Below are 25,517 nucleotides of genomic sequence, written 5' to 3' on the forward strand. Positions count from 1 at the left end.
GGAAGCCGATCCGTCCCCGCGTTCGGCCCCAACGGTGCGCCCGCCGCGCCGCATCGCGACCGTGGCGCGGCCCGCAGGCCGCCGTGACATCCGCCTCCATCATCGTGCCGAGCGCCTCGATCCCCGCCGCAAGGCAGAACCGATCAAAGCTCGCCCGCACTTCTGCAAACGCTTCGTCCACAGCCCCAGTCGCCGGCGAACCAGCCGGTGTGATATCTCTCGTCATGGCGTTGCTCTCCTTTGTGGAATCAGCACCCCGAGCCTACCGGCTCAAGGTGGGCAACGCCGACCTCTTCAGAAATTCAACAGAACCCGGGACATCCCCCCGTCAGCCGCTTGGCGAGCGTGATGGGCTCGCCGTCGATCTGGAGAAAGGCGCGCTTGTCGTAGTCATAAAACCCCACGATGAACTGGGTACCATCGGCACAACGATAGGTCTGGAATGTCTGCGCGCCTGCCGGCAGCGCCTGGAAGGTTCCTCCCGCCAGTGCTGCGAAAGCCAAAATAATGGCCTTGTGCCTCTCCATGATCGCCCCCTGTAATAGACTTCAAGAAAAAATCCCGAAGGTGCCCGCTACGCGCGTCCGCCGGCAACATAGCCCAAGCTGATCCCATGTCAGACTCCCATATCCGTCACCTCAACCTGCAAGGCGCCAGCAATTTTCGCGATCTCGGCGGCTATCCGACCGCCGACGGCCGCACCACGCGCTGGCGGCATCTCTTCCGCTCCAACCATCTCGGCCTGCTCACGACCGCCGACGTCGAGATCGTCCGCGCGCTGGGCGTCAGAAGCGCGTTCGATTTTCGCGGGGTGGAGGAGCGCGCGGCCGGCGTCTGCGTCGTCGACGAGATCACCGTGCACTCGCTGCCGATCGAGCCCACCGTGGTGGCCTCGCTGCGCGCCGAGCTCGCGCGGGGCACGCTGACCGCGCCGGTTGCGCTCGAGATCATGCGCGAGTCCTATCGCAACTATGTCCGCCATAACACACACAGTTTCCGCGCGCTGTTCGGGCACCTCCTGGAAGACCGCGCGCCGCTCGTCATCCACTGCACCGCCGGCAAGGACCGCACCGGCTTTGCCAGCGCGCTGATCCTGCATGCGCTCGGCGTGGCGGACGATGTGATCGCCGGGGATTATCTGCTGACCAACCAGCTCTACCGCCGCGACGGCTCCAGCGCCGCCGATCTTCCCGCCGATGTGCTCGACGCCATCGGAAGCGTCGAGGCCTCCTATCTCGATGCGGGCTTCGAGGCCGTCCGCGCCGAATATGGCGATCTCGAAACCTATTTGCGTGACGGGCTCAAGCTCGGGACACCGGAGCGGAGCGCGCTGAAGGCACGCTATCTGCAGTCGTGATCGGAAACAGCCGCCAATCAGCTCGTCGCCCCAGCGGCTTTGACGATCGCTGACTTGAGGGCCAGCGACACCTGCCAGGTGCTCCAGTCGCTCTGGTGCAGCTTGTCCGGGTCAGTCGGATCCACCAACTGCTCGAACGATACGCCGTTCTGCACGTGCCAATGCCGCATCAACGCCCAGCGTTGAAACAGGTTGACCCCGGCGCGATCGGCAGCAGCGTGGATCAACTGCACCATCTTGTCCGACAGCTCGGCACGGTCATCCCAGAGCATCTTCGTCACATATTGAGGATCGATCAGAAAGACCTCGAATCCGCGGTCGCGCAACTGCGCCAGGCCTTCCCCGATCTTTGCGGCAACCACGTCGACATCGTAGAGGTCATTGTGAAACACCGCGTTCGTCCCGACCTGCCAGATCACCAGCACGGGACTGTCCTGGAAAATATCGGTCTCGAAGCGCCGAAGTTCGTCGCTTGCCTCCTCTCCGCCCTTGCCCCGGTTGAGCACGTCAATCCGGATCTCGGGATGAGGGTCGGCATCCTTGTAGTGCTGCCGTAGATACATCTCTAGCCGATAAGGATAGGGAACGACATCGCCCCGTCCTGCCGTTGAGGACGATCCCATGGCCACGATCCGCACCGGTCCTTTTCCGTCCAACGCCCGCCGGAATTGCCTGAGCGGGTATTTCAGGTCGACGATCGCCGAGGGAAATTCGATGATCGGCAAATTGTCAGACATGCCAAGCCCCCTCTTTGCGATCCAAGGTTGCGATGATTCAGCCTTGAAGCGGCCGCCATTGCAAGTCCAATTCGCCTTGCGCAATAGTCTGCGCGAATGAAACGACGGAGAGTATCGTGCAGGGAAAAGTCATTGTCGTGACCGGCGCGCTCGGCGCGCTCGGAAAGGTGGTGGCCGAGGCTACGCAGGCGCGCGGCGCGCGCATTGCCGGCATCGACTACGCCCCCTCGCAGACGCCGGCGACCGCCGACCGCATCGAAATCGGCGGCGTCGATCTGTCCGACGCGCCACACGCGAAGACGGCCGTCGATACGGCGGCAAAGCACTTCGGCAAGCTCGACGCGCTGATCAACATCGCCGGCGGCTTCGCCTTCGAGACGGTCGGCGACGGGGACGTCAAGACATGGCAGCGCATGTATGAGCTCAACGTGCTGACCGCGCTCAATACCTCGCGCGCGGCGCTGCCGCATCTGGCCGCATCGAAGGCCGGTCGCATCGTCAACATCGGCGCGATGGGCGCGCTCCAGGCCGGCGGCGGCATGGGCCCCTACGCGGCCTCCAAAGCCGGCGTGCATCGCCTCACCGAGGCGCTGGCCAACGAATGGAAAGGCAAGGTCACCGTGAATGCGGTGCTCCCCTCGATCATCGACACCAAGGCCAATCGCGCCGACATGCCGAAGGCGGATTTCTCAAAATGGGTGACGCCGCAGGAGCTCGCCGAAGTGATCCTGTTCCTCGCCAGCGACGCCGCGAGCGGTATCACCGGTGCTCTGATCCCCGTAAGCGGACGGGTCTAGTCCGGCACCAACAGCCGCAGATTGCCCTTGAAGCGGATGCTCTGCTTGCCGGCAAGCGCAATGCCTTCGCCATAAGCGGTCGCGTCGGTGTAGGTGCCGCTGAAGCCGATGGTCACGACCTTGCGGCCCCACACCGGACGCTCATCGAACGATGGCGAGTGCTCCTCGTTGGTCAGCTCGCCCTTCCACTTGCCGTCACCCGAGCTGTAGGTGCCGTAGGCGAAGAAGAATGAATCGCCGCCGCGCATGGTGCCGTCGCGCAACACCATGACGCCCTGATTGCCGCCCTGCACGCCATCCAGCATCTCGATCCGGATGTGATAGAGCCCATTCCTGATTGTCATCTTCGCAAGCGCCCGGCTGTCCCCCGTGCAGGATAGCCGCACCATCGGTTCCCGATCAAATGGCGCAGAGGGCCAAGTCCGATCCGGGCTAGACTGCCCGCAACTGATTCTCCGATCGGACACCAAGTGGAAACCGCGCTTTATCTGCCCGTCAAACGCTTCCTCGAAGGGCTCGGCTTCACGGTCAAGGGCGAAATCGGCGGCTGCGATCTCGTGGGCCTCAGCGCCGGCGATCCGCCGGTCGTGGTGATCGGCGAGCTCAAGCTCGCCTTCAATCTCGAGCTGATCCTCCAGGCCGTCGACCGCGCGCCGGCGGCCGACGAGATCTGGATCGCGGCGAAGATGTCGGCGCGCGGCAAGGGACGCGAGAGCGATGCGCGCTATCGCAATCTCTGCCGACGGCTCGGCTTCGGCATGCTTGGCGTGACCGACCGCGGTCAGGTCGAGGTGCTGGTGAAGCCACCGACGGCGGCCCCGCGCCGCGAGCCAAAGACGCGCTCCCGCCTCGTCGCCGAGCATCAGCGCCGCCAGGGCGATCCCGTGCTCGGCGGCAGCACGCGCACGCCGATCATGACGGCCTACCGGCAGCAGGCGCTCGCCTGCGCCTCCGCGCTCGCCGACGGGCCGCGGAAGGTGCGCGAGCTACGCGAACGCTGTCCGGATGCCGGCAAGATCCTGCTGCACAATGTCTATGGCTGGTTCGAGCGCGCCGAGCGCGGGATCTACGGCCTGACGGAAGCCGGCCATGCGGCCCTGAAACGCTGGCCGCAGCAACGGGTTGAGCTCGATGCCGGTGTCGCGTCACCGCCCTGACATCGGATCGATGCAAGCCGTGAATAGCTGACTTGCCACAGCAAATTCATATTGCAATGCAACATAGGTAGCACTAGGTATCCCGGGATCGAAACGAGGCCCCTATGAGCGCAGACTGGAATACCAAATATGGCACGCGGCGCGTCCGCCACGATCCGCCGACCCTGGACGAGGCGATTTTCGCCGCCGTCGGCATCACCGAGGATCATGACCAGCAGGCCGAGATCGCTGCCGCGCTGATGGGGATGCCGCTCGACGTCGTGCAGGCCGAAGTCAAGAAGCAGGCACGCACCAACACCCGCGTTTCGGCGACCCGCGTGATCGCCGGCGAACAGGGCGCACAGCGCTCGATCGTGGTCGAACGCCGCGTCGTGCGCCGCTTCGGCAACGACAAACGCACCGGCACCTGAGCGCTTTTTCGTCGACCCAAATATGAAAGCGGACCGGTTTTGCCGGTCCGCTTTTTGATTCTGCGCAGCAGCCTTTAGGCTGCGCGATTGCCGTACATGCTGGAAATCAGCTTCCAGCAGGTCGAGTTGAAGCTGAGAATGGCGCGGCCGGCCGTGAACGGCGCTGCCGCAAGATCCGCCAGTTCAGCTTCGGGCGGCTTGGTGAGATCGATCGTGCCGGTCGATTCGCCATGGCGGAATTGCAGATGGGCGCCGAACTTGTTCGCAAGGCCCCGCATCGCGTGATTCTCGGCGCCCGTGGTGATGCGCAGGCGTCTGTAACCCTTCCAGCGCGCCTCCGCGATCAGGCGGCGGAACAGCACCGTGCCGACGCCCTGGCGGCGCGCGGAGGCTTCCACGCTGAAAGCGACCTCGGGCAACGAATCGCCTTCCGGCGGATGCAGCTCAGCCGCACCACGGACCACGCCGTCGACGATATAGGCGACGATCACGGTGCCGTCCTCGGCACAGCGGGCGGCATACCGCTCGATAAAGCTGTCGTCGAGAAAGCCGTTGAAACGGTCGTGCCGGCTTTCGGCGTCGAGCCTCAGCAGGTGATCGCGCAGGAGCGGCAGCTCTTCCTGCTGGATCAGGGTCCGTACATAGCCCGGAGCGGTGCGGACGGTCTCTTTTAGTGCCACGTCAAAACTCCTCTTTGGTGTCCCTCGAGGAGGCGTTCGAATCCCTAGGTCCCCAATATTGTGCGTCGCAGCATCTCTTTCAAGACGGGAACCTGCCCAAGTTAGCGGCATGTAAGTGACAATTCGTTAATGAAATCAAGGCTCCGTAATCATACGAGGACTAACTGCGTCTGGGTCACGACAGCTACCAATTTACCGTCCTCGGTCTCCAGCCGCGTGGTCCAGACCTGGGTCCGCCGGCCCCGGTGGACGGGCGTAGCGGTGGCGATCACCGTGGTTCCCTCCTTGGCGCCGCCGATGAAGTTGGTCTTGCTCTCCAGCGTGGTGGTGCCCTTGGCGTCCTCCGGCAGGTTGATGACAGTCGCGGCCGCGCCGACGGAATCGGCCAGCGCCATCACGGCGCCGCCGTGAATGGTGTGGTGGAGCGTGCAGAGATCGGGCCTGACCGTCATCCGTGCGACCACGCGATCCTTCTCGGCCTCGACGAATTCGACGCCCTTGAGCTCGGCGAACGGCATCTTCATCGCTTTAAGTTTCTCAAGCGGCGTCATCGGATCTCCTCCCAATTCCTTGTTGTCTCAAGGTGAATGGCTTCGATCAGCAAAGCAATGACGTCCGAGGTCATGGCCCTGCTGACATCTTTGCCGGCATTTGGGCATATGCTCCTGCCATGCGCCACTTCCCGCCCCGCCGCATCGTCTGCCTGACCGAGGAAACGGTCGAAACGCTCTACCTGCTCGGCGAGCAGGATCGCATCGTCGGCGTCTCCGGTTACGCGGTGCGCCCGCCCCAAGTGCGTCGTGAGAAACCACGGGTGTCGGCGTTCGTTTCGGCGGACATTCCAAAAATCCTGGCGCTCGAACCGGACCTCGTGCTGGCCTTCTCCGATCTCCAGGCCGGCATCGTCGCCGATCTCGTGCGCGCCGGCATTGCCGTCCACGTCTTCAACCAGCGCGACGTCGCCGGCATCCTGGCGATGATCCGCACGCTCGGGGCGCTGGTCGGCGCGGCGGAGCGCGCGGGACATCTAGCCGAGGATTTCGAACATCGCCTCGCCGCGATCGCCGCAACGCCCCGCCCCTCGCCGCGGCCAAAGGTCTATTTCGAGGAGTGGGATGATCCGCTGATCTCCGGCATCGGCTGGGTCTCCGAGTTGATCGAGATCGCCGGTGGCGAGGATGTGTTCCCGGAGTTGCGGCATCGGCAGTCCGCGAAGGACCGCATCGTCTCGGCGGAAGCTGTCCGTGTGGCCGCCCCCGAAATCATCCTCGCCTCCTGGTGCGGCAAGAAGGTCGTGCCCGCCCGCATTCGCCAGCGCGATGGCTGGGCCGAGATTCCGGCCGTGCGCGACGATCGCATTGTGGAGATCAAGTCGACGATCATCCTGCAACCCGGGCCGGCCGCGCTGACGGATGGGCTAGATGCGATTGTGAGGGCGCTGTGGGGCGAGCGCGGGTGAATTGCTGCGTCGTCACCCTCTATGGCCCGTCATCCTGAGGCGCGAGCTGCACGGTGCGCAGCACCGTGCAGGGAGCCTCGAAGGATGAACGGCCCGGATGCAGCCGGGCCGTCGCCCTTCGAGGCCTCCGCTGCGCTCCTGCACCTCAGGGTGACGGTGATCGAGTTGAGCACACGGCTCCTTCCTCCTCGTCCTTGCAAGCGCAGCGAAGCGATTCAGAGTTTCGCCGGGGAACGATTCTGGATTGCTTCGCTGCGCAATGACGTTGAAGCGCCCTCGTCTCACGTCACCGCGTTCACGACCTGATACTCCGGCCGCTTCCACACCTCGCCTTTGACGATCTCCTCGATGATCTCAGCCGCCTTCAGCACCTCGGCCTCGCCGATATAGAGCGGCGTAATCCCAAACCTCATGATATCCGGCGCGCGGAAATCGCCGATGACGCCGCGGGCGATCAGGGCCTGCATGGCGGCATAGCCGCCGTCGAAGGCAAAGGAGACTTGTGAGCCGCGGCGTTCGTGCACGCGCGGCGTGACGAGCTTGAGCTGCGGACAGCGGCGCTCGACCTCGGCGATCAACAAATCGCCGAGCGCCAGCGAGCGCGCACGAACGTCGGCAATATCGACGCGGTCCCAGATGTCGAGCGAGGCCTCCAGCGCTGCCATCGCCAGCACCGGCGGAGTGCCGACGCGCATGCGTTCGACGCCGCCGGCAGGCGCATAGCCGAGATCGAAGGCAAAGGGTTTTGCATGGCCCATCCAGCCGGACAGCGCGGCCCGCGCCCTGTCGGCATGACGCGGCGCGACGTAGAGGAAGGCCGGCGCGCCGGGGCCGGCGTTGAGATATTTGTAGGTGCACCCCGCGGCGAAATCGGCGCCGCTGCCGGCGAGATCGACCGGCAACGCGCCGGCCGAATGCGCGAGGTCCCAGACGGTGACGATGCCGAGCGCATGCGCTTTTGTGGTCAGCTTCGCCATGTCGTGGCGGCGGCCGGTGCGGTAGTCGACCTCGGTGATGTAGAGCACCGCGATCTCCTCCGACAACGCGGCCTCGATCTCCTCTGGCGCGACCAGGCGCAATTGATGCCCGCGCCCCAGCGTCGCAATCAGGCCTTCGGCCATGTAGAGATCGGTCGGGAAATTGCCGGTGTCCGACAACACGACCAGGCGCTCCCGGTTCATGTCGAGCGCGGCGGCGAGCGCCTGATAGACCTTCAGCGACAGCGTATCGCCCATCATCACAGAGCCGGCCTCCGCGCCGATCAGCCGCGCGATGCGGTCGCCGACCCGGCGCGGCTGGACGTACCAGCCCGCCGTGTTCCAGGCGCGGATCAGCTCGTTGCCCCACTCGGCCGTGATGACGCGGTTGACGCGCTCGGCCACGCCAAGCGGCAGTGCGCCGAGCGAATTGCCGTCGAGATAGATCACGCCCTGAGGCAGATGGAACAGCGCTCTGGTGTCGTCATAGACGCGCAAGCGGATTTCGGTCATGGACACCTCTAGAGAATGGTGCGGACGCGCCAGAGCTCGGGGAACAGCTCGACCTCCAGCATGCGCTTGAGGTAGCTCACGCCACCAGTGCCGCCGGTGCCGCGCTTGAAGCCGATGACGCGTTCGACCGTCGTCACGTGGTTGAAGCGCCAGCGCCGAAAATAATCCTCGAAGTCGACGAGCTTTTCGGCGAGCTCGTAGAGCATCCAGTGCGTCTCCGGCGCCTCGTAGACCTCGCGCCAGGCCTGAAGTACGCCCTCGTGGAGGCTGTGGGTCTCGCGTACGTCGCGCGACAATACCGCGGCCGGTATCTTGAGGCCGTGGCGGTCGGCGAGCCGCAGCACCTCGTCATAGAGGCTCGGCGTCGCAAGCTCGGCCTCCAGGAGTTTCGTCGTCTCTGGATCATGCGCGTGCGGCTTCAGCATGGCGTGGTTGCGGTTGCCGAGCAGATATTCGATCAGCCGGTACTGACGCGACTGGAAGCCCGAGGACTGGCCGAGCTTGGAGCGGAAGCGCGTGTATTCGCTCGGCGTCATGGTGCGCAGCACATCCCAGGCGCTGTTGAGCTGCTCGAAGATGCGCGACACCCGCGCCAGCATCTTCATTGCCGGTGCCACCTCGTCCTGCGCGATCGCGCGGCGCGCGGCGCTGAGCTCGTGGATGGCGAGCCGCATCCACAATTCGGTGGTCTGATGCTGGATGATGAACAGCATCTCGTCATGCGCCTCCGACAGCGGATGCTGCGCGGTGAGGATCGCATCCAGCGCCAGATAATCGCCGTACGACATCCGCCGGGTGAAATCGGTCTCTGCGCCTTCGCTGGTGGGATCGTAATCGCTGGACGTCATGACAAGCCCCTCTCGATCATCCCTCTCGTAACTTCAGTCGAGGCCGACCAGGCGCGCGGTGATCGGCGACGACGGATCCTTCAGTCCGTCGACCACCGTGAAGTGGTTAAGCCCGGGCTCGATCGTAAGGTGCGTCGGCACATCAAAACCGGTCCAGACATTCGCCATCAGCTCGGACTGGCGGATGAACTCGGGCCGTTCGGCGCCGCCGACCCAGGCCGCAACCGGCGCATGCCCACGCGGCACATGCAGCGCCGCGCTCTCGAGCGTCGCCTCCTCCGTCGTCATCCGAAGCGTCTGGTTCATCTTCGTCTTCAGCAGCGGGCGCAGATCGTGCAGGCCGCTGATCGAGAGCGTCGCGGCGATGCGGTTGTAGACGGCAGGCTCGAGGCGGCTGTCGTCGCACAGCATGCGCGTGACGAGATGACCGCCGGCGGAATGGCCGGCAAGCCGGATCGGGCCGGAGACGAGCGAGGCCGCCTTGGCGATGGCGGCGGCGATCTCTGCCGTAATGTCGGAAATGCGCGCGGCCGGCGTCAGCGTGTAGCTCGGCAGCGCGACCGTCCAGCCGTGATGCCGTCCGCCTTCGGCGAGATCGGTCCAGTCCGACTTGGCAAAGCGCATCCAGTAGCCGCCGTGCACGAAGACGACGAGGCCCTTGCTATCGCCATCGGGCAGGATGAGATCGAGGTGCTGGCGCTGGCCGGGACCGTAGGCGATGTCGGGGCGAAAGCCGCGGAGTCCCGCACGATAAGCCGCCGCCCGCTCCGCCCACAGCGCCGGCAGCTTGTCCGAGCCCGGCACATGGGCCGAGTTGGCATAGGCATCATCCCAATCGCGCATTGTCACTCCCTGACGGACTCGGCCTGCGACTGCGCGCCAGTCTGCCACCGGCGCCGCCGGCATCCTAGTCTTTACTTTAAGCTTAAAGCATTTGGTGGCGCCCGTGTTTCGGGCAGCGGCGACGCCCAGAATCCAGAAATCGTAGGGTGGGCAAAGGCGCTCTTGCGCCGTGCCCACCATTTCCGCTCGGAGTGGTGGGCACGCTTCGCTTTGCCCACCCTACGAACTCAGCGCGCGAAACACCTACCCGTTCTCCACCCCGCACCATTCCGCGATGAACAGCGCCATCGCCTTGGTCGCCTTCTTCAGCGACTCCAGGTCGACATATTCGTTGAAGCCGTGCATCTCGCCGCCGCTCGCGCCGAAGCAGAGGCTTGGGATGCCGTGGTTGAGGCCGTAGAATCGGGTATCGGTGAGCGCGGTGAAAACGAGATCCTCGACCGCGCCGCCATAGGCCTTGTCGAAGGCCTTGGCGAAGGCGGCTTCCGGAGCGGCGGCGTCGGTCAACTCATAGCCTTCCGACAAAAAGCCCGACCATTCGACCTCAGGCGGATTGTTGGCGAGAAAGCGATGGTTGCGCGCCGCGGCGGCGACGCAGGCCAGAATCTCCTTCTGGTGATCGGCGATCGACCAACCCGGCAGCACCGCGATGCGGCAATCGACGTCGCACCAGGCCGGCACGCTGGACGCCCAGTCACCGCCCTTGATGATGCCGGGGTTGAAGTTGATGGGATGATTTAGCGTCTTGAAATGGCGGTCGGCCTTGGCGCGCTCGTTCCACTCGATCTCGAGCTTTTGCAGCGCCTGGATCAGATGATAGGCCGCCATGATCGCGTTGGCGCCGGAGCCGGCAAAGGCGACATGGGTCGGATGGCCTTTCACGCGCAGGCGGAACCAGATCACGCCGACCTGCGAGCGCACCATCTTGCCGCCGGTCGGCTCCGGAATGAAGCAGGCATCGGCGCGATAGCCGCGCTGAAGCGTCGAGAGCGCACCGACGCCGGTGCTCTCCTCTTCGATCACTGACTGGAAGTGGATCCGCGCCGTCGGCCGGAGACCAGCGGCCTTGATCGCGTCCAGCGCATAGAGCGCGCCGATGGTGCCGGACTTCATGTCGCAGGCGCCGCGGCCGAACATCTTGCCGTCCTTGATCACCGGCGAGAATGGCGGGGTATCCCACAGCTCCAGCGGACCGGCAGGCACCACGTCGCAGTGCCCCTGCAGGATCAGCGATTTGCCGGCCTCGGTTCTGGGACGATATGTGCCGACCACCGTGCGCGCCCTGGAGAAATCATGCTCGATCGCCCCAAAGCCGCGCAGGTCCTTCAAATCGTCGACATCGATGTGCCAGTCGTCGACCTCGTAGCTGCGCGCCCGCAGGAGGTCGCCGATCATGTCCTGGCACGGACCCTCGGCACCGCGGGTCGAGGGGATCGCGACGAAATCGCGTGTGGTCGCAAGCTGGGCGTCGAAGCCGGCGTCGACGGCGTCGACAATCCTCTGCTGCGTTTCGGCATTCATCAGGCAACTCCAGGCATTCAAGAGGTCCAAGGAGCGCGCAAGCTAGCCGATTTCAGCCGGTCGGGTACTGCTTAAAATAGGCATCCCGCAATGCATCTTCGAGCAACCGGCCTTCGGAATAGCCATTCAGCGTCGCAGGCCGCGTCACGCCGTCGAGCAGACGCGCGCACGGCTCCGGCGCGCCGAGCACCGTGCGCACCGGAATACGCTCGGCATAGATCGGCAACGCGTAGTCTTCCTCGTCGTCGGCGACGCCCTTGGCGCGGATTTTCGCCGACGCCTCCTCGATCTCCATCGCGATGAAGGAGGTCGCCTTGATCTCCTGCGTGTTGCTCTGGCGCAAGCTTGCCGTGCGATCCGGGAAGAAGCGGTCGACCATGGCGACCAGCGCGCGCTGCTTCTCCTCGGGATCGGTGACGAGATAGGCGATGCCGAAGGCCATCACGGCACGGTAGTCGGCGGAGTGGTTGAAGCCGCAGCGTGCCAGCACGAGGCTGTCGAGATGGGCCACCGTCACGCACACGCGCTCGCCCTTCGACTGGTTGCGCAGCATGCGGCTGGCGCTTGAGCCGTGCCAATAGAGCTTCGTCCCCTCGCGCCAGAAGAAGGTCGGCGTGCAATAGGGCTGGCCGTCGATCGCATAGGAGACGTGACAGAGCATCGAGGAATCCAGGATGCGGTGGACGGTGGCACGATCGTAGAAGCCGCGGTCGTGACGGCGCTTGACCTGATTGCGCGCTGACGTCGGATAGGAATTTTGAGTATCGCTTTGGCTCACGGCCGCTCCTGTCGGGACTGGAAGAATGCCAGGAGAGTTGTAGCGGTGGATTTGGTCTGCGATAGTGCCAATTCCGTGCAAAAAATTCCGACCAATCTGGCACCCTCGCCGGCCAAGTCCGAGCTGCCGCTCGACCTCACCGGCCCGCACATCACGGCCGGCGCCTCCGCGGCGCAGCGGCTCTACCAGGCGCTGTGCGAGACGATCGTGAGCGGGCTGGTGAAGCCCGGCGAGCCGTTGCCGCCATCGCGCACGCTCGCAAAGCAGACGGGATTTCGACGCAACGCCGTCGTCACCGCCTATGAGCGCCTGATCGCCGACGGCTTCGCCGAAGCGACCGTCGGCTCCGGCACCTTCGTCGCCGCGCGCATTCCGGCACGCGCGGCCGGGCCAACCAAGCCGAAAGCCGCGGTCGAGGCGCCGCGTCAGGGCGCGTTCTCGCTCGGTTGCACCCATATCGACGAGCGCGCGGTGCAGCGTTTGCGCGCCTTCGTGGGGCGGCGCATGCGCGCCTTCGGTGCCGAGCACCTCCATTATGGCGATCCGCGCGGCAGCCGCGAGCTGCGCGCCGCAATCGCCGATCACCTGTTGTCGGCGCGCGGCCTGCGCTGCGATCCCGACCAGATCATGCTCACGTCGGGAACGTTACACGCGTTACGCATCGTTCTCGGCGCGATCCTCAAACCGAACGATCAGGTCTGGTGCGAGGATCCCGGCTATCCCGCCGCCCGCGGGACAATTGCTCATTGTGGCTATCGCACGGTGTCTGTTCCCGTCGACGAGCACGGCATGCGCATTGCCAAGGGCCGCACCGCGGCTCCTTCCGCGCGCGCGGCCTATGTGACACCGTCGCATCAATTTCCGCTGGGCGTGCAGATGTCGATGCCGCGGCGGCTCGAGCTTTTGGACTGGGCGAAGACGGCCGGTGCCTTCGTGTTCGAGGACGATTACGACAGCGAGTTCCGCTACGACGGCGCGCCGCTGATGTCGCTCGCCGGCATCGATCGTCTCCAGCGCGTGATCTACATGGGCACCTTTGCAAAAACCCTGTTTCCTGGCCTGCGCATCGGCTATTGCGCGCTGCCCGAGCGCCTCATCACTGACGTCACGGCCGCGCGCGCCGCACTCGACCGCTTTCCCGGCACGCTGATGGAAGGCGCGGTCGCCGACATGCTCCATTCCGGCGGCTTCGCTGCAAATCTGAAGCGCGTCCGAAAACTCTATCGCGAGGCGCGCGATGCGCTGGCGACGACGCTCGAAGCCGCCTCCGACGGGATACTCTCGGTGCCGGTGCCGTCGCAGGGCCTGCATCTGGTCGCGCGGTTCGATGCATCGATCGATCTTGCGGTCGCGGCCCGGGCGAAACAAGCCGCCGGTGCGGAGGGCTGGCTGTTGGCCGACACCTATATGCGCGCGCGTCCTCTGCCCGGCTTCGTGCTGGGATTTTCGGGGCATGCGATTCCGCAACTCGTCGCATCCGCAGAGCTGCTGGCACGCGCGTCGCGCGCGGCCTTGCGCGCCAAAAGCAAGCCGGCCCGCCGGGCGTGACGAAGGTTCACTATCAGAATCGCGCGCAGCTCCCTAGATTGCGCCATCGATGCCGGGACCTCTCATCATGCTGCTGCGCCGCGCGACCTGCCTTTCGCTCCTGATCTCGATCGTGCTCGCCACGACGGCCCGCGCGGGCACCGTCGGGCGCGAACAGGACATCGTCGACCTCAAGCTCGGTCAGCGCGTGCTCGTGGATGACGGAACCTGCCCCGCCGGACAAGTCAAGGAAGTGCGCGGCGCGAAGATGACCGACCAGGGGGTCTCGCGGACGAGTGCCTGCGTGCCGCGTTTCGGTCCGAAATCGAAGTGACGGACTAAAAGCCCTACTTCGCCGGTTCGAACATGCACTGCAAGGTCGGTTTGGCGATCTTGGTGAAGGTCGGACCGATCTCGCTCTGCTTGGATGCCGGGACCCAGTCGGTCTCGATCGTCGGCACGCCGGTCTCGCTGATGCCGCGCAGCAATGCTTCGCGCAGGTCACGGTCCTCGACGACGGCCGCGGCATGATCATGCAGGCAGCCGCAAACCTCCTCCGGATGCTCCCGGCGGCCGAGCATATGCGGCGCGCATAGCCGCACGAACTCGCCGCGGGGATCCGGCAATCTATTGGGAGAGCGCACCTGCGCCTGGGCAGAACTGATTGCTGCGAGGGAAATGAATGCTGCGGCGCAAAGACGGAAGTGCATGATGGCGGTGCCGGCTGGTTTTCTTTGCCTTGCGATCAGAAGCGCGCAGCGACCACGATCGGCTGCGGCGCCGGGGCAACCGGCGAGCCGCTGTACTCGAAGGCGCCAACGCCCGGCAGGCTGCCATCGGCCGAACCCGCCACCGAGGAGCCAACGAGCACGAGGCCGAAAGCAACGATGAAGCTGAGCGCGCGCATTGACTGTCTCCAGGATCTGTTCGGCCGGCGGTGCGCCGTTTCGTTGCGGAACCTGATAACCATGCGTCGTTTCGTCCGTGATGCGCCAAAAGCGCAAAATGGTTTCGTGTTCGTGCGAATTGTTTCGTCGGACGCGAGGCGACGAAACAATTCTCGGAAAACACCAATCATTTCAAATGGGTCGCGCAGCAGTTTCACCTTGTCCGGCAAGCGGCCATGCGCCCGGGCGTTCACCTGAGGGATGGCCATCATGCTGGCGACAGATCGCGCAGCGTCGCGCGACTCGGACCGGTGGACGGATTGCGCCAATCAACGACCCGACCACGGCCGCACCGCCTCGTCAGGCGCCAATCCTTCGGGCGCCAGTCCTTCAGGCGCCAATTCTTCCGGCGCAATGGCGCAGCAATCCAGCCCCGGCTATGAGGCCGCGCCGCCGACATTCGTGCGGCTGACCGGCTCGCATCTCGTCAAGCCGCGCGCGCCGCGTCAGGACTAAAGACGCCGTCACTGGGTGAAGAAGTCGCCGCACTTCTCGATGTTCGTATCAGACGTCCCCCACGGCATGATCGGCACCGTCGAGGTCGAGTTCTTCGGTGAGCCCTCGATCAGCTTGTCGGAATAGACCATGTAGACGAGCACGTTGCGCTTGACGTCGCAGCCGCGCACGATCTGCATCTTCTTGAAGAACAGCGAGCGGCGCCGGCGGAACATGTCATCGCCCTGCTCGAGCTTGTTCTTGAACTTGATGGGGCCAACCTGGCGGCAGGCCAGCGAGACGTCAGAGACCTCTTCGGCCAGCCCCAGCCAACCCTTGAAGCCACCCTTCTCCGGCACGGTAAAATGACAGGCCACGCCTTCCACCTCGGGGTCGTCCAGCCCGTAGGTCGCAAGCTTGTCATTCGGGCTGACCCATTTGAACACGGTGGAGCGGCGGAAGATCAGATCCGGCTCGTCGGCAGCTAAGGCGGAGGTCGCGGGCAGGATCAGCAACGGGAAGAATAAAACGAGGTCTTTCAAGCGGATGCCGAAGAGACCGGGGAAGCGGGATGACATGAAGTACTCCGGTAGCAGTCCCCGCAATGTAGGCATGGGACAGCCGATCAGGAAGGCGGCCGCAGGCCAGGGACGGCCACCGTTTACCGGTCTGTGAGGCTTTTTTGCTACGGCTTGGACAAAACTAGCCTGCCGCACAACCGCCGTGCTGGTGAACGCATATTCCCTCTGGGAGACTAAAGAGTGATTTGGAATTGTGGATTCGAGGATGAATAGCGTGAAGGGGTCCAGTTCTATCGCCGCATCGGCGCGGTTCTGGCACGTCGCCGTTTTGACGGCGGCGGGTGCGATCGGTACGACAACCCAAGCGGAAGCAGCGTTTTATTATTGGACGGATTATTCCGACGGCTCCTATTTCACCCGGCAGGAGCGCCATCCGGAAATGCTGCGGCCGAAGCCGCAGAAGCGCAGCGCGACCGGCAAGAAGAAAGACGTCGTCGTCGAGAAGGAAAGCGGAGCCAAGCCGCAAGGACCTCTCGTCATCGTTGTCTCGATCGACCGGCAGAAGGTGACGATCTACGACTCCAAGGGGGTGTTCGCGGAATCCCCTGTGTCGACCGGCATGAAAGGCCATTCCACGCCGATGGGCGTGTTCAGCGTCATCCAGAAGCACAAATTCCACCACTCCAACATCTATAGCAACGCGCCGATGCCGTACATGCAGCGGATCACCTGGTCCGGCGTCGCCATGCATGCCGGCGTGCTGCCAGGCTATCCGGCCTCGCACGGCTGCATCCGCATGCCGATGGCGTTTGCAGTGAAGATGTGGAACTGGACCAAGATGGGCGCGCGCGTGATCGTCACGCCCGGCCAGATGACGCCGCAAAGCTTTTCGCATCCGCTCCTCGCCTCCGTGCGCGTGCCGCCGCAACCCGCGGCCAGCCTCGAGCCGCAGACCAATGGCGGCGACAAGGCGGATAAGGGTGCCGCGGAGACCAAGGCCGCGGAGGTGACCGTTGGAGAGGCGAAGCCCACCGAGACCAAGACGGCCAGCGCGGATGCCGTCCCCGAGCTGCGCTCGACGGTCGGCCACGCCGTGATGTCGGACGCGACCGGAGCCGCCTCACCGGCCGACAAGGCCGAAGCAACTGAGACGAAGACTGCCGAGGCGTCCGAACCGGCGAAGCCGCAAGCCGAGCAGGCTGCCAAGCCGGCCGAGGTGACGAACGTGGAGGCAAAGCCTGCCGCCAGTGCCGATGCTTCCAAGGACGCACCGAAGGCCGAAGCCAGGCCCGCCGAGAAGATTGAGGCCGCCAAGCCTGAGACTGTCAGGTCTGAGGCAGCGAAGTCTGAACCGGCCAAGACCGAAGCTGCCAAGAACGAGGCCGCCGAGGCCGCGAATAAACCCGACACGACGGTAACAGCGCCCGCGCAAGCCGCTTCGCCGGATGCGACGAAGGACCAGACCCGCGTCGCCGATCCCGCGCCCGCCGCAAAGCAGGAGCCGCCAAAGCGCGCCGGTCAGATTGCGGTGTTCATCAGCCGCAAGGATGGGAAGATCTATGTGCGGCAGAATTTTTCGCCGCTGTTCGAGGCGCCCGCGACCATCGCGGCGAGCGATCGGCCGCTCGGCACGCATGTCTTCACCGCCGAGGTGGACAAGACCGACACCAATGCGCTGCATTGGTCGGTCGTGTCGCTGCCCGTCTCCGTTCGCGCCGCCGCACGCGAGGATGACAACCACATCACGCGCCGCCAGCGTAACGCCGCCGTGGTCCCCGTTGCCGCAAAACCGGTGATCATGCCGGACAGTCCGGCCGAAGCGCTCGATCGAATCTCGATCCCTGCCGACACCATGGCGAAGATCAACGAGATGATGACCAGCGGTGGCTCGATCATCGTCTCCGACCAAGGCATCAACCAGGGCGAGACCGGCGAAGGGACCGACTTCATCGTGCGCCTGTATTGAGCGCTTCGCCGCTTAAGATAACGCGGTGTTGAGCAGGCCATTGGCGCCGGCGGCGTAACATGTATCCCCGGATCATCTCGGGGGACGCTGCCATGCTGAACCGCAGGACCATGCTGACCACGGCGCTCGCGGCGTCGGCCGCCTCCGCAACGCGCGCGCTGGCCGATGGCGGCATGAGCCGAATATCGGCCTACGCCTTCTCCTTCCCGGCGCTTTCGGGTGACGACATCCGCCTCGCCGCGTTCACCGGCCGGCCGCTGCTGATCGTCAACACTGCCTCGCTCTGCGGCTACACTCCGCAATATGCTGGGCTGCAGGAGCTCTGGAGCGAGTTTCGCCAGCGCGGGCTGACCATCATCGGCGTGCCCTCCAACGATTTCGGTGGCCAGGAGCCCGGCGGCATGAGCGAGATTTCGGAGACCGCACACCACCAATACGGCGTTACCTTCCCCATCACGGCCAAGGCCGTCGTGATCGGACCGGCAGCGCATCCCTTCTACAAGTGGGCCGCGGAGGCACGGCCGAAGGAGGTTCCGCGCTGGAACTTCCACAAATACCTGATCGGCCGCGACGGCTATATCGCCGAAGTGTTTGCGTCCGCGGTCGAACCGACCGACACACGGGTGAAAACAGCTGTCGCCAAGGCGCTGGCAGATAGCTGATGCGCGGCGACCCAAGACGGTTGGGCACAATTATGGCGAAGCGCCAAACAGCCGTTGCAATGGCGATGGCGCACCATCTAGGCTAGGATCATATGGGGCAGGATGGGTTTTGCCGGGGGCGAAAAGCCGCGGCGGAACAACGGGATCAATCTCGAGGACAACACCATGCGTGTGGCGGCAGGACTGATTTTGGCAAGCGCGATGTCTGTTGCGATGGCAGGCGCAGCATGGTCACAAACCCCGGCAGCGAAGCCCGCGGCCGCGACGCAAGCCGCGCCAGCTGCGGCGGCACCGGCGGCAGCAGCCGCGCAGCCCGCGCTGGCCAATCCGCCTGCGCCGAAACAGGCGGCGCAGCCGGCGCGCGCCGCTTGCAACAATCCGGACGCACTGGGCGTTGCCCGCACCGTCGAGATTGACACCACCGGCGGTCCCGGCTTCGGCTTCGAGCACTTCAAGGAGCTCGACTTCCTGCGCGACCACGAGGTCGTCCTGACCTTCGACGACGGTCCCTGGCCGCACAACACGCCGGCGGTGCTGAAGGCGCTCGCCGATCAGTGCACCACCGGCATCTTCTTCCCGATCGGCAAGCACTCGACCTATGAGCCGGAGATCCTGAAGCAGGTCTATGCCGCCGGCCACACCATCGGCGCGCACACCTGGTCGCATGCCAATCTCAACAACAAGAAGCTCACCGAGCAGCAGAAGAAGGACGAGATCGAGAAGGGATTCAGCGCGGTGAAATGGGCGCTCGGCGGCATCGCGCCCTCGCCTTTCTTCCGCTTCCCGGCGCTCCAGCATCCGCCCGAGATGGTCACCTATCTCGGCAACCGCAACGTCGCGATCTTCTCCTGTGACCTAGACTCCTTCGACTTCAAGGCCTCCAAGCCCGAGAAGGTGATCGAGACCGTGATGAAGAAGCTCGACAAGCTGGGCAAGGGCATCATCCTGATGCACGACTTCCAGAAGCACACCGCCGAGGCCCTGCCCGAGCTCTTGAACCGCCTCAAGGCCGGCGGCTTCAAGGTGGTGGCGATGCGCGCGAAGGCGCCGGTCTCAACGCTGCCCGAATACGACCAGGAGCTGCTCAAGGACGTCAAGCTGCCCACGGTGAGCCAGCGCCCGGTCAACAGCGTGGTGACGACCGTTTCCGAATAGCCGTCACACTTTGTCTCTCCGCTTCGAAGGCTACGTCATCGTCTCCGCGGACGGCATGCTCGCCGACGCGGGTCATGTCATGCCCGACAGCCTGAAGTTCGACGGCGACAAGCTGTTCTTCGAGCAGGCGCTCGATCGCGCCGCGCTGATCGTGCACGGCCGGCACTCGCATGAGCAGCAGCCGAACTCGCCCAAGCGCAAGCGGCTGGTCCTGACCCGCAGGATCAGGGCCCTTACCGTCGATCCGGAGCTGCCGAACGCAACGTTGTGGAATCCGGACCATGCGAGCTTCGAGGAGGCGAGCGCCTTCGCCGACGTCACCTCCGGCACGGTCGCGATCATCGGCGGTCCCGTCGTATTCGACATGTTCATGGACCGCTACGACACGTTCTGGCTGTCGGAAGCGCCACGCGTGCGGTTGCCCGGCGGCGAAGGCTGCTTCGTGGGCGTGCCGGAACGGACGCCGCATCAGGTGCTTGCCGCGCATGGGATGAAGCCGGGCACGCCATACATGCTCGACGCGGCGCATGACGTGACGGTTACGCCGTGGCGGCCGGCGCGAGACTCCAACTAAATCTCGAAGAACAACCCCATGCACAGTACCGGTGTCTTGATACCCGCGTACAACGCGTACGTTTGTCACGCAAAGCGAACGACGCCCTTGACGGCCTAAGAGCGTGCGATGTTCGAGAGCTCGTACTTCTCGAGTTCAGCGCGCACGTCCTTGAGGACGCTTAACCAATCGCCGGGCTGAGGTTGCCGGAACTGCCGCAGCGTCGGATACCAGGGGCTGTCGTCGCGGTTCAGCAACCAGCGCCAGCACCGGTCGAAGCGATTGAGCAGCCAGACAGGGCGGCCAAGCGCTCCTGCAAGATGCACCACCGCGGTATCGACACTGATGACCAGATCGAGCGCCTCGATCAGCGCGGCCGTTTCACCGAAGTCGTGGAGGTCATCGGTCCAATCGTGCAATGACAGACCGGGCGGCGGCGATTGGCCGGCCGCCGGTCCTTTCTGCAATGAGACGAAACTCACCCCCGGCAGGTCCGCCAGCTCTGAAAATCGGTCAAGCGGAATGGATCGCCGCCGGTCGCCGCTCATCGCCTGATTGCCTGCCCAGACGAGGCCGACCCGCAGGCCATTGAGTTGCCGGACCCGCTGGCGCCAGGCCGCCACGCGTTGCGGATCGGCCCGGAGATAGGATGCCTGTTGCGGGATGGTTTCGAGGGTGGTGCCAAGGACCCGCGGCAGACTCAACAGTGGGCAATACAGATCGAATGACGGCAGCGGATCGCCAAGGGCGACGATGCCCTCGATTCCCGGCAGCCCCGCCAGGAGCGGCACCAGCGGCCGCTGAACCTCGAGAACGATTCGCCGCCCCGCCGCAATTGCCGGCACGAAACGGCAAAACTGAAGCGTGTCGCCCAGGCCCTGCTCCGCATGAACCAGCAGGACCCGATCACCAATATCCCCTCCGCTCCAGAGAGGCTGGCGGAAGCCGCGAAGCTGCGACTTTTTCCTATCCTGCTTCCACCGCCACTCATATTCCCGCCATCCTTCGTCGAACTGGCCTGCCAGCAACAGCGCGACCCCAAGGTTGAAATGCGCGTCGGGATAGTCCGGCCTTTGCGACACTGCCATTCGCAAACTCCGAATGGCATCATCAGGCCGCCCAAGATCGACCAGCAAGGTGCCGAGATTATTGAGCGCCTTGGGCCAAGCCGGATTGTGATCGAGAGCCGCCCGATAGCAAGATTCCGCTTCTTGGAAACGACCGGACTCGCGAAGGGCGTTGCCCAAGGTCAGTTGCGCCTGCACATCGTCCGGCTTCAGACGCAAAGCTTCCCTGCAGCATGCTTCCGCCTCTTCCGGCCGCCCCCGGAGTCGCAGCAAGTCACTGAGATTGTTCAAAGCCTCGGGGAAACATGAATTGAGTCTGCAGGCTTCGCGAAGATTGACCTCCGCCTCGTCGAGGCGGCCCAATTTGATGAGAAGACCACCAAGATTACAATAGGCCTCCGCATATGTCGGATCGAGACGCAGGGCCTCACGATAGCAACGCTCGCATTCCTCGAAAGCGGTCAGATCGAATAGCACTGCCCCAAGGTGCAAATGGGCCGCCGCAAAATTCGGCCTATGCTGCAGCACCTGCCGAAACTCGCTGATTGCATCATCGAGACGTTTCCGCCCCGCCAGCAGATTGGCGAGTTTGAAACGGGCATCGACGTGGTCGGGAGCGTATCGCAGCGCGAGCCGGTAGTGGGCCTCCTCACCCGCGACGTCCCCACACTCACCCAGCAGGATACCAAGCTGAATGTGCACATCCAGATTGTCGGGCTTGTGCAGCAGCGCTTCCCGATAGCTCGCGACGGCCTCGCCCCTTCGTCCGAGGCCGTGCAGAGCGGCAGCCATGCTGCTGTGATAGAAGCTGTTGCGAGGTTGGAGCTTGACGGCACGGATGAAGAGATCGAGCGCCCTGTCGTGGTGACCAACCTGGAGCGAAGCAATCCCCAGAAGGAAAATGCTTTCCGCATGATCCGGCTCGGATGCCAGTATCCGCCGATAGATCGCCTCCGCTTGCGGTAAGCGGCCTGCGCGATGGTGCGCGAGACCGGCCTCGAATGAGACAGAACCTGACGAATCTTCAGCGTGCATTACGATGGACCCATCATCGATGCGAATGCGTAAGGTGCGATACAGATGCCCTTCTTGCGTGTGCCGCTCATGCAGACTCTCTGAAGCGGCCTGCCCCCCCGGCGGACTAGACAGCCAGACAAGCCGCTTGAACGCCGAGCGACTCTCGAACTTACCTCATGCCTCGTCTCGATCACTCTGCAGCAACGACCTTGCGCGAAGCTGGACACACCGCGAACGTCGACGCGGCAACAGTCGCCAACCCGAGATTTCGGCTTCGATTGCTTTGGATGCCAGCCAGGCTGACGGGGCGTGAGACGTCAGCTAGACGTCGCCGTAGGCCGCCTCGACCGGGCGCGTGGCCCGGCCGTAGCCGATGATCATGAACAGAGCGCCGATGATCGACAGGTTCTTCAGCGCGTCGACCAGCATCTTGGCGTTGTCGGGCGGCGCCTGATTCCAGAAATCGTAGAACAGCAGGGTTGCGACCGCGACGTAGATGATCAGCAGCATCGCGAAGAATCGCGCGCCAAAGTTCAGCGCGATCATCAGGCCCGCGATGATCTCGAGCGCGCCGACCGCGATCGCCAGCAGTTGCGGCGTGGTCATCGCGGTTGCCGTCTCGACCTGCTTTGCGTACGGCGCGATCACCTCGGGCACCACGACCTTGGTGGCGATGAAATCGGCCGTCGCCTGGATCGCGAACAATTTTGTCGCGCCCGTGTAGATGAACAGCACGGCGAACAGGATCCGCCCGAAAGTCACGAACGCTGGCATGGTCGGCCTCTTGGCAAACTCTAGAGCACGGGACGCTTGAGGTGATTATGAAGAGTCCGCCTGAGGTTTTCAAACGGGGAAATTGCGAAACGGTTTTGAAAAGATCGAGCGACCGAGGCTCCGGGTGTGTGCTCCCTCTCCCCGTTCTTACGGCAAAGGTTTGGGGTGAGGGGCTCCCCGATTACGGTAACAGTTGAAATCGCGGAAGCTCCCCCTCACCCGAATTCGAGCTGCGCTCGAATTCGACCTCTCCCCGCAAGCGGGGCGAGGTGAAAGAACAGCGCCCTACGTGAACAAGCTCGGCTGCTGCCGCGCCGCACGCTCCTGGGCTTCCACCACGGCGACCGCGGTCATGTTGAGAATGCCGCGCGCGGTGACCGAGGGGGTCAGGATGTGGGCGGGGCGTGCCGGGCCGATCAGGATCGGGCCGACGGGGAGCGCGTCCGCCAGCGACTTGATCATCTGATAGGCGACGTTGGCAGTGTCGAGGCTCGGCATGATCAAGATGTTTGCCTCGCCCTCCAGCTTGGAGTGCGGCAGCACCATTCTGCGCGCCGCCGCCGAGAGCGCGGTGTCGCCCTGCATCTCGCCGTCGGCTTCGATCTCCGGATGCTTCTCCCTCAGGAGCTGGGTGGCGTAGCGCATCTTGCGCGAGGACTCGGTGTCGTAGCCGCCAAAATCGGAGTGCGACACGAACGCGATCTTCGGCTTGATGTTGAAGCGCTGGACGTGGACCGCCGCGAGCGAGGCGATCTCGGCGAGCTCTTCCGCACTCGGATTGGGCCGCACCTGGGTGTCGGCAATGAAGAAGGCCCCCTTGCTGGTGATCAGCAGCGCCAGCGCGGCGTAGTCGCTGATCCCCGGCGAGAATCCGACGATCTCGCGGACATGACGCAGATGGCTCATGTAGCGGCCCTCGACGCCGCAGAGCATGGCGTCCGCCTCCCCGCGTGTCACCGCGAGCGCCGCGATCACCGTGTTGTTGGTGCGCACCACCGTGCGTGCCGCATCCGGCGTCACACCCCGGCGGCCGGCAACCTCGACATAGGACTGCACGTAGGAGCGGTAACGCGGATCGTCCTCGGGATTGACGAGGTCGAAGTCCTTGCCCGCCCGGATCGACAGGCCGAAGCGCTTGATGCGCGCCTCGACCACCGAGGGACGCCCGACCAGGATCGGCCGCGCCAGCTTCTCCTCCAGCACGACTTGGGTCGCGCGCAGCACGCGCTCGTCCTCCCCTTCGGCATAGATCACGCGGACCGGCTGGGTCTTGGCCTTCGCGAACATCGGCTTCATGACGAGGCCGGAGCGGAAGGCGAAGCGTTCGAGCAGCGCGCGATATTCGTCGAAATTGGTAATGGGACGCGTCGCGACGCCGGACTCCATCGCCGCCTTCGCCACCGCCGGCGCGATGCGCAAGATAAGCCGGGGATCAAACGGGCTCGGGATCAGCGAGCCGGGGCCGAAGCCGCCCGCCTCGCCGGTGTCGAGGCTGCCCTGGGAGACGGCATCGGACGGCGCCTCGCGCGCGAGCTGCGCGATGGCCTCGACCGCGGCGTGCTTCATCTCCTCATTGATCGCGGTGGCGCCGACGTCGAGCGCGCCGCGGAAGATGAAGGGAAAGCACAGGACGTTGTTGACCTGGTTCGGATAGTCGGAGCGCCCGGTGCAGATCATGGCGTCGGGACGGGCTTTGCGCGCCTCCTCCGGCATGATCTCCGGCGTCGGGTTCGCGAGCGCCATGATCAAGGGCTTGTCGCCCATCGCCTTGGCCATCTCGGGCTTGAGCACGCCCGGTGCCGAGAGGCCGATGAAGATGTCCGCGCCATCGATCACGTCGGCAAGCGTGCGCTTGTCGGTCTTCTGCGCGTAGACCGCCTTCCAGCGGTCCATCGAGGTGTTGCGGCCCTCATGCACGAGCCCGTCGATGTCGCAGACCCAGATGTTCTTGCGCTGCGCGCCCATCGACACCAGCAGATTGAGCGTTGCGATCGCCGCGGCCCCTGCCCCGGATGCCACGATCTTGACGTCGGACAGCTTCTTGCCGTTCAGCCTGAGGCCGTTGACGATGGCGGCGGCGACGATGATCGCGGTGCCGTGCTGGTCGTCATGGAACACCGGGATCTTCATGCGTTCCTTCAGCCTCGCCTCGATCTCGAAGCACTCCGGCCCGCGGATGTCCTCGAGATTGATGCCGCCGAAGGTCGGCTCCAGCGCCGCGACGGTCTCGACGACGCGATCGATGGTGTCGGCGGCGATCTCGATATCGAAGACGTCGATGCCGGCGAACTTCTTGAACAGGACCGCCTTGCCCTCCATCACCGGCTTCGAGGCCAGCGGGCCGATATTGCCGAGGCCCAGCACCGCGGTGCCGTTCGAGACCACGGCGACCAGGTTGGCCCGGGTCGTGAGCGAGGCGGCTTCGGCCGGGTTCTTGGCGATCTCGGTACAGGCGGCGGCAACGCCCGGAGAATAGGCAAGTGCGAGATCGCGCTGGTTGGCGAGCGGCTTGCTCGCCTGGATCTCGAGCTTTCCGGGGCGCGGCAGACGGTGATAGGCCAGTGCCGCCGAATGGAGATCTTCAGAATAAGACGACATGCGGTGTCTCGCCTCGCGTTATGCGGCCTCAAAGATGCATTGTCCTGACCGGCTCGCCGCAGTGCACACGGTATTCCGGCTCATGGAAACGGGGATGAAGCACGGCCGACGCCCCGGTGGCAACATCCGATTACAAGCCCATCAACAGGCCGCGCCGTCAAATATTTGAAAACCATAGCTTTCCCTGGACCGGCCAAGGTTTCGCGAATATGGCAGCT

The 25,517-nt window shown here is 64.5% G+C and carries 29 protein-coding genes and 1 pseudogene; 13 read left to right on the forward strand and 17 right to left on the reverse strand.

The window, feature by feature from the left end:
• Both K289_RS44170 and K289_RS44175 read right to left on the reverse strand, forming a co-directional pair.
• A pseudogene (locus tag K289_RS44170) lies at window positions 1–226 on the reverse strand (IS256 family transposase); the annotation flags it as partial.
• A gap of 76 nt (window positions 227–302) precedes the next feature.
• A complete protein-coding gene (locus K289_RS44175) occupies window positions 303–527 on the reverse strand; it encodes a hypothetical protein (RefSeq protein ID WP_371260798.1) in 225 nt (74 codons plus the stop codon).
• A gap of 86 nt (window positions 528–613) precedes the next feature.
• On the opposite strand from K289_RS44175, the gene K289_RS0109960 reads away from it, so the two are divergent.
• Window positions 614–1,357, forward strand: a complete 744-nt coding sequence (locus K289_RS0109960; protein WP_027551370.1) for a tyrosine-protein phosphatase — start codon at window positions 614–616, stop codon at window positions 1,355–1,357.
• A 17-nt stretch (window positions 1,358–1,374) separates the two neighbouring features.
• On the opposite strand, the gene K289_RS0109965 is transcribed toward K289_RS0109960, so the two are convergent.
• Window positions 1,375–2,082 carry an SGNH/GDSL hydrolase family protein gene (locus tag K289_RS0109965; RefSeq protein ID WP_245283888.1) on the reverse strand — a complete coding sequence of 236 codons (708 nt, stop codon included), beginning with the start codon at window positions 2,080–2,082 and terminating at the stop codon, window positions 1,375–1,377.
• A 128-nt stretch (window positions 2,083–2,210) separates the two neighbouring features.
• On the opposite strand from K289_RS0109965, the gene K289_RS0109970 reads away from it, so the two are divergent.
• Window positions 2,211–2,891: an SDR family oxidoreductase gene (locus K289_RS0109970; protein ID WP_027551372.1), complete on the forward strand. Its 681-nt coding sequence runs from the start codon at window positions 2,211–2,213 to the stop codon at window positions 2,889–2,891.
• Here K289_RS0109970 and K289_RS0109975 read toward each other — a convergent pair.
• Window positions 2,888–3,235 carry a GrlR family regulatory protein gene (locus tag K289_RS0109975; protein ID WP_027551373.1) on the reverse strand — a complete coding sequence of 116 codons (348 nt, stop codon included), beginning with the start codon at window positions 3,233–3,235 and terminating at the stop codon, window positions 2,888–2,890. The two genes, K289_RS0109970 and K289_RS0109975, sit on opposite strands and share 4 nt — an antisense overlap.
• Before the next feature lie 126 nt (window positions 3,236–3,361).
• Here K289_RS0109975 and K289_RS0109980 point away from each other — a divergent pair, with 126 nt between their 5' ends.
• Complete coding sequence (locus K289_RS0109980; protein ID WP_027551374.1) at window positions 3,362–4,048, forward strand: DUF2161 domain-containing phosphodiesterase; 687 nt, start codon at window positions 3,362–3,364, stop codon at window positions 4,046–4,048.
• A gap of 104 nt (window positions 4,049–4,152) precedes the next feature.
• A complete protein-coding gene (locus K289_RS0109985) occupies window positions 4,153–4,458 on the forward strand; it encodes a hypothetical protein (protein ID WP_027551375.1) in 306 nt (101 codons plus the stop codon).
• A gap of 74 nt (window positions 4,459–4,532) precedes the next feature.
• On the opposite strand, the gene K289_RS0109990 is transcribed toward K289_RS0109985, so the two are convergent.
• Window positions 4,533–5,138: a GNAT family N-acetyltransferase gene (locus K289_RS0109990; RefSeq protein ID WP_027551376.1), complete on the reverse strand. Its 606-nt coding sequence runs from the start codon at window positions 5,136–5,138 to the stop codon at window positions 4,533–4,535.
• A gap of 149 nt (window positions 5,139–5,287) precedes the next feature.
• Window positions 5,288–5,689, reverse strand: coding sequence for a PaaI family thioesterase (locus K289_RS0109995; RefSeq protein ID WP_027551377.1), 402 nt, complete (start codon window positions 5,687–5,689; stop codon window positions 5,288–5,290).
• A gap of 119 nt (window positions 5,690–5,808) precedes the next feature.
• Between K289_RS0109995 and K289_RS0110000 the strand changes: the two genes are divergently transcribed.
• Both K289_RS0110000 and K289_RS50320 read left to right on the forward strand, forming a co-directional pair.
• On the forward strand, window positions 5,809–6,597 hold the full coding sequence (locus tag K289_RS0110000) for a cobalamin-binding protein (protein ID WP_027551378.1): 789 nt from the start codon (window positions 5,809–5,811) through the stop codon (window positions 6,595–6,597).
• Between the two features lie 84 nt (window positions 6,598–6,681).
• Window positions 6,682–6,903, forward strand: coding sequence for a hypothetical protein (locus K289_RS50320; protein ID WP_156917898.1), 222 nt, complete (start codon window positions 6,682–6,684; stop codon window positions 6,901–6,903).
• Here K289_RS50320 and kynU read toward each other — a convergent pair.
• The 5 genes from kynU to K289_RS0110025 form a co-directional block, all read right to left on the reverse strand.
• A complete protein-coding gene (gene kynU, locus K289_RS0110005; RefSeq protein ID WP_027551379.1) occupies window positions 6,879–8,087 on the reverse strand; it encodes a kynureninase in 1,209 nt (402 codons plus the stop codon). The genes K289_RS50320 and kynU overlap by 25 nt on opposite strands.
• An 8-nt stretch (window positions 8,088–8,095) precedes the next feature.
• On the reverse strand, window positions 8,096–8,935 hold the full coding sequence (gene kynA / locus K289_RS0110010) for a tryptophan 2,3-dioxygenase (RefSeq protein WP_027551380.1): 840 nt from the start codon (window positions 8,933–8,935) through the stop codon (window positions 8,096–8,098).
• Window positions 8,936–8,968: 33 nt separating this feature from the next.
• Window positions 8,969–9,778: an alpha/beta hydrolase gene (locus K289_RS0110015; protein ID WP_027551381.1), complete on the reverse strand. Its 810-nt coding sequence runs from the start codon at window positions 9,776–9,778 to the stop codon at window positions 8,969–8,971.
• A gap of 243 nt (window positions 9,779–10,021) precedes the next feature.
• Window positions 10,022–11,299 (reverse strand): ArgE/DapE family deacylase, encoded by a 1,278-nt coding sequence (locus K289_RS0110020; RefSeq protein ID WP_027551382.1) that lies wholly within the window; start codon window positions 11,297–11,299, stop codon window positions 10,022–10,024.
• A 52-nt stretch (window positions 11,300–11,351) separates the two neighbouring features.
• Window positions 11,352–12,077, reverse strand: a complete 726-nt coding sequence (locus tag K289_RS0110025) for a pyridoxamine 5'-phosphate oxidase family protein (RefSeq protein WP_027551383.1) — start codon at window positions 12,075–12,077, stop codon at window positions 11,352–11,354.
• Window positions 12,078–12,152: 75 nt separating this feature from the next.
• Here K289_RS0110025 and K289_RS0110030 point away from each other — a divergent pair, with 75 nt between their 5' ends.
• Window positions 12,153–13,625 (forward strand): PLP-dependent aminotransferase family protein, encoded by a 1,473-nt coding sequence (locus K289_RS0110030; RefSeq protein ID WP_027551384.1) that lies wholly within the window; start codon window positions 12,153–12,155, stop codon window positions 13,623–13,625.
• Between the two features lie 67 nt (window positions 13,626–13,692).
• Entirely contained in the window at window positions 13,693–13,938 is a 246-nt protein-coding gene (locus K289_RS0110035) for a DUF6719 family protein (RefSeq protein ID WP_027551385.1), read from the forward strand.
• Between the two features lie 13 nt (window positions 13,939–13,951).
• Here the strand turns inward: K289_RS0110035 and K289_RS0110040 are convergent, their stop codons facing one another.
• Both K289_RS0110040 and K289_RS50330 read right to left on the reverse strand, forming a co-directional pair.
• On the reverse strand, window positions 13,952–14,314 hold the full coding sequence (locus K289_RS0110040; protein ID WP_027551386.1) for a hypothetical protein: 363 nt from the start codon (window positions 14,312–14,314) through the stop codon (window positions 13,952–13,954).
• Between the two features lie 35 nt (window positions 14,315–14,349).
• Window positions 14,350–14,763, reverse strand: coding sequence for a hypothetical protein (locus K289_RS50330; protein ID WP_156917900.1), 414 nt, complete (start codon window positions 14,761–14,763; stop codon window positions 14,350–14,352).
• Here K289_RS50330 and K289_RS0110050 point away from each other — a divergent pair.
• A complete protein-coding gene (locus K289_RS0110050; protein WP_035684483.1) occupies window positions 14,762–15,007 on the forward strand; it encodes a hypothetical protein in 246 nt (81 codons plus the stop codon). The two genes, K289_RS50330 and K289_RS0110050, sit on opposite strands and share 2 nt — an antisense overlap.
• An 8-nt stretch (window positions 15,008–15,015) precedes the next feature.
• Here K289_RS0110050 and K289_RS0110055 read toward each other — a convergent pair whose 3' ends face one another.
• Window positions 15,016–15,564 (reverse strand): CreA family protein, encoded by a 549-nt coding sequence (locus tag K289_RS0110055; protein WP_027551388.1) that lies wholly within the window; start codon window positions 15,562–15,564, stop codon window positions 15,016–15,018.
• Window positions 15,565–15,772: 208 nt separating this feature from the next.
• Here K289_RS0110055 and K289_RS0110060 point away from each other — a divergent pair, with 208 nt between their 5' ends.
• From K289_RS0110060 to K289_RS0110075, 4 genes are all read left to right on the forward strand, one after another.
• Window positions 15,773–17,473, forward strand: coding sequence for a L,D-transpeptidase (locus tag K289_RS0110060; protein WP_027551389.1), 1,701 nt, complete (start codon window positions 15,773–15,775; stop codon window positions 17,471–17,473).
• Between the two features lie 92 nt (window positions 17,474–17,565).
• A complete protein-coding gene (locus K289_RS0110065) occupies window positions 17,566–18,135 on the forward strand; it encodes a glutathione peroxidase (RefSeq protein WP_027551390.1) in 570 nt (189 codons plus the stop codon).
• Window positions 18,136–18,300: 165 nt separating this feature from the next.
• A complete protein-coding gene (locus K289_RS0110070; protein ID WP_027551391.1) occupies window positions 18,301–19,290 on the forward strand; it encodes a polysaccharide deacetylase family protein in 990 nt (329 codons plus the stop codon).
• Window positions 19,291–19,300: 10 nt separating this feature from the next.
• Window positions 19,301–19,864: a dihydrofolate reductase gene (locus K289_RS0110075; protein WP_027551392.1), complete on the forward strand. Its 564-nt coding sequence runs from the start codon at window positions 19,301–19,303 to the stop codon at window positions 19,862–19,864.
• Window positions 19,865–19,959: 95 nt separating this feature from the next.
• Here the strand turns inward: K289_RS0110075 and K289_RS0110080 are convergent, their stop codons facing one another.
• The 3 genes from K289_RS0110080 to K289_RS0110090 form a co-directional block, all read right to left on the reverse strand.
• A complete protein-coding gene (locus K289_RS0110080) occupies window positions 19,960–21,945 on the reverse strand; it encodes a tetratricopeptide repeat protein (protein WP_084788589.1) in 1,986 nt (661 codons plus the stop codon).
• A 303-nt stretch (window positions 21,946–22,248) separates the two neighbouring features.
• On the reverse strand, window positions 22,249–22,701 hold the full coding sequence (locus K289_RS0110085; RefSeq protein WP_027551394.1) for a DoxX family protein: 453 nt from the start codon (window positions 22,699–22,701) through the stop codon (window positions 22,249–22,251).
• 285 nt (window positions 22,702–22,986) lie between these two features.
• Window positions 22,987–25,299 carry an NADP-dependent malic enzyme gene (locus K289_RS0110090; RefSeq protein WP_027551395.1) on the reverse strand — a complete coding sequence of 771 codons (2,313 nt, stop codon included), beginning with the start codon at window positions 25,297–25,299 and terminating at the stop codon, window positions 22,987–22,989.
• Between the last annotated feature and the right edge of the window lie 218 nt (window positions 25,300–25,517).

The sequence above is a fragment of the Bradyrhizobium sp. Cp5.3 genome (assembly GCF_000426265.1).
Classification (GTDB): Bacteria; Pseudomonadota; Alphaproteobacteria; order Rhizobiales; family Xanthobacteraceae; genus Bradyrhizobium; species Bradyrhizobium neotropicale.

Excerpts from the sequence above, each read along its gene's own strand:
- K289_RS0109975 (WP_027551373.1), bottom strand. The coding sequence starts at position 3,235 with ATGACAATCAGGAATGGGCTCTATCACATCCGGATCGAGATGCTGGAT.
- kynA (WP_027551380.1), bottom strand. The coding sequence starts at position 8,935 with ATGACGTCCAGCGATTACGATCCCACCAGCGAAGGCGCAGAGACCGAT.
- K289_RS0109995 (WP_027551377.1), bottom strand. The coding sequence starts at position 5,689 with ATGACGCCGCTTGAGAAACTTAAAGCGATGAAGATGCCGTTCGCCGAG.
- K289_RS0110015 (WP_027551381.1), bottom strand. The coding sequence starts at position 9,778 with ATGCGCGATTGGGATGATGCCTATGCCAACTCGGCCCATGTGCCGGGC.
- kynU (WP_027551379.1), bottom strand. The coding sequence starts at position 8,087 with ATGACCGAAATCCGCTTGCGCGTCTATGACGACACCAGAGCGCTGTTC.
- K289_RS0110065 (WP_027551390.1), top strand. The coding sequence starts at position 17,566 with ATGCTGAACCGCAGGACCATGCTGACCACGGCGCTCGCGGCGTCGGCC.
- K289_RS50330 (WP_156917900.1), bottom strand. The coding sequence starts at position 14,763 with ATGATGGCCATCCCTCAGGTGAACGCCCGGGCGCATGGCCGCTTGCCG.
- K289_RS0110000 (WP_027551378.1), top strand. The coding sequence starts at position 5,809 with ATGCGCCACTTCCCGCCCCGCCGCATCGTCTGCCTGACCGAGGAAACG.
- K289_RS0110055 (WP_027551388.1), bottom strand. The coding sequence starts at position 15,564 with ATGTCATCCCGCTTCCCCGGTCTCTTCGGCATCCGCTTGAAAGACCTC.
- K289_RS0110060 (WP_027551389.1), top strand. The coding sequence starts at position 15,773 with ATGAATAGCGTGAAGGGGTCCAGTTCTATCGCCGCATCGGCGCGGTTC.
- K289_RS44175 (WP_371260798.1), bottom strand. The coding sequence starts at position 527 with ATGGAGAGGCACAAGGCCATTATTTTGGCTTTCGCAGCACTGGCGGGA.
- K289_RS0110080 (WP_084788589.1), bottom strand. The coding sequence starts at position 21,945 with ATGCACGCTGAAGATTCGTCAGGTTCTGTCTCATTCGAGGCCGGTCTC.
- K289_RS50320 (WP_156917898.1), top strand. The coding sequence starts at position 6,682 with ATGAACGGCCCGGATGCAGCCGGGCCGTCGCCCTTCGAGGCCTCCGCT.
- K289_RS0110020 (WP_027551382.1), bottom strand. The coding sequence starts at position 11,299 with ATGAATGCCGAAACGCAGCAGAGGATTGTCGACGCCGTCGACGCCGGC.
- K289_RS0109985 (WP_027551375.1), top strand. The coding sequence starts at position 4,153 with ATGAGCGCAGACTGGAATACCAAATATGGCACGCGGCGCGTCCGCCAC.
- K289_RS0110035 (WP_027551385.1), top strand. The coding sequence starts at position 13,693 with ATGCTGCTGCGCCGCGCGACCTGCCTTTCGCTCCTGATCTCGATCGTG.
- K289_RS0110090 (WP_027551395.1), bottom strand. The coding sequence starts at position 25,299 with ATGTCGTCTTATTCTGAAGATCTCCATTCGGCGGCACTGGCCTATCAC.
- K289_RS0110040 (WP_027551386.1), bottom strand. The coding sequence starts at position 14,314 with ATGCACTTCCGTCTTTGCGCCGCAGCATTCATTTCCCTCGCAGCAATC.
- K289_RS0110050 (WP_035684483.1), top strand. The coding sequence starts at position 14,762 with ATGCTGGCGACAGATCGCGCAGCGTCGCGCGACTCGGACCGGTGGACG.
- K289_RS0110085 (WP_027551394.1), bottom strand. The coding sequence starts at position 22,701 with ATGCCAGCGTTCGTGACTTTCGGGCGGATCCTGTTCGCCGTGCTGTTC.
- K289_RS0109960 (WP_027551370.1), top strand. The coding sequence starts at position 614 with ATGTCAGACTCCCATATCCGTCACCTCAACCTGCAAGGCGCCAGCAAT.
- K289_RS0110070 (WP_027551391.1), top strand. The coding sequence starts at position 18,301 with ATGCGTGTGGCGGCAGGACTGATTTTGGCAAGCGCGATGTCTGTTGCG.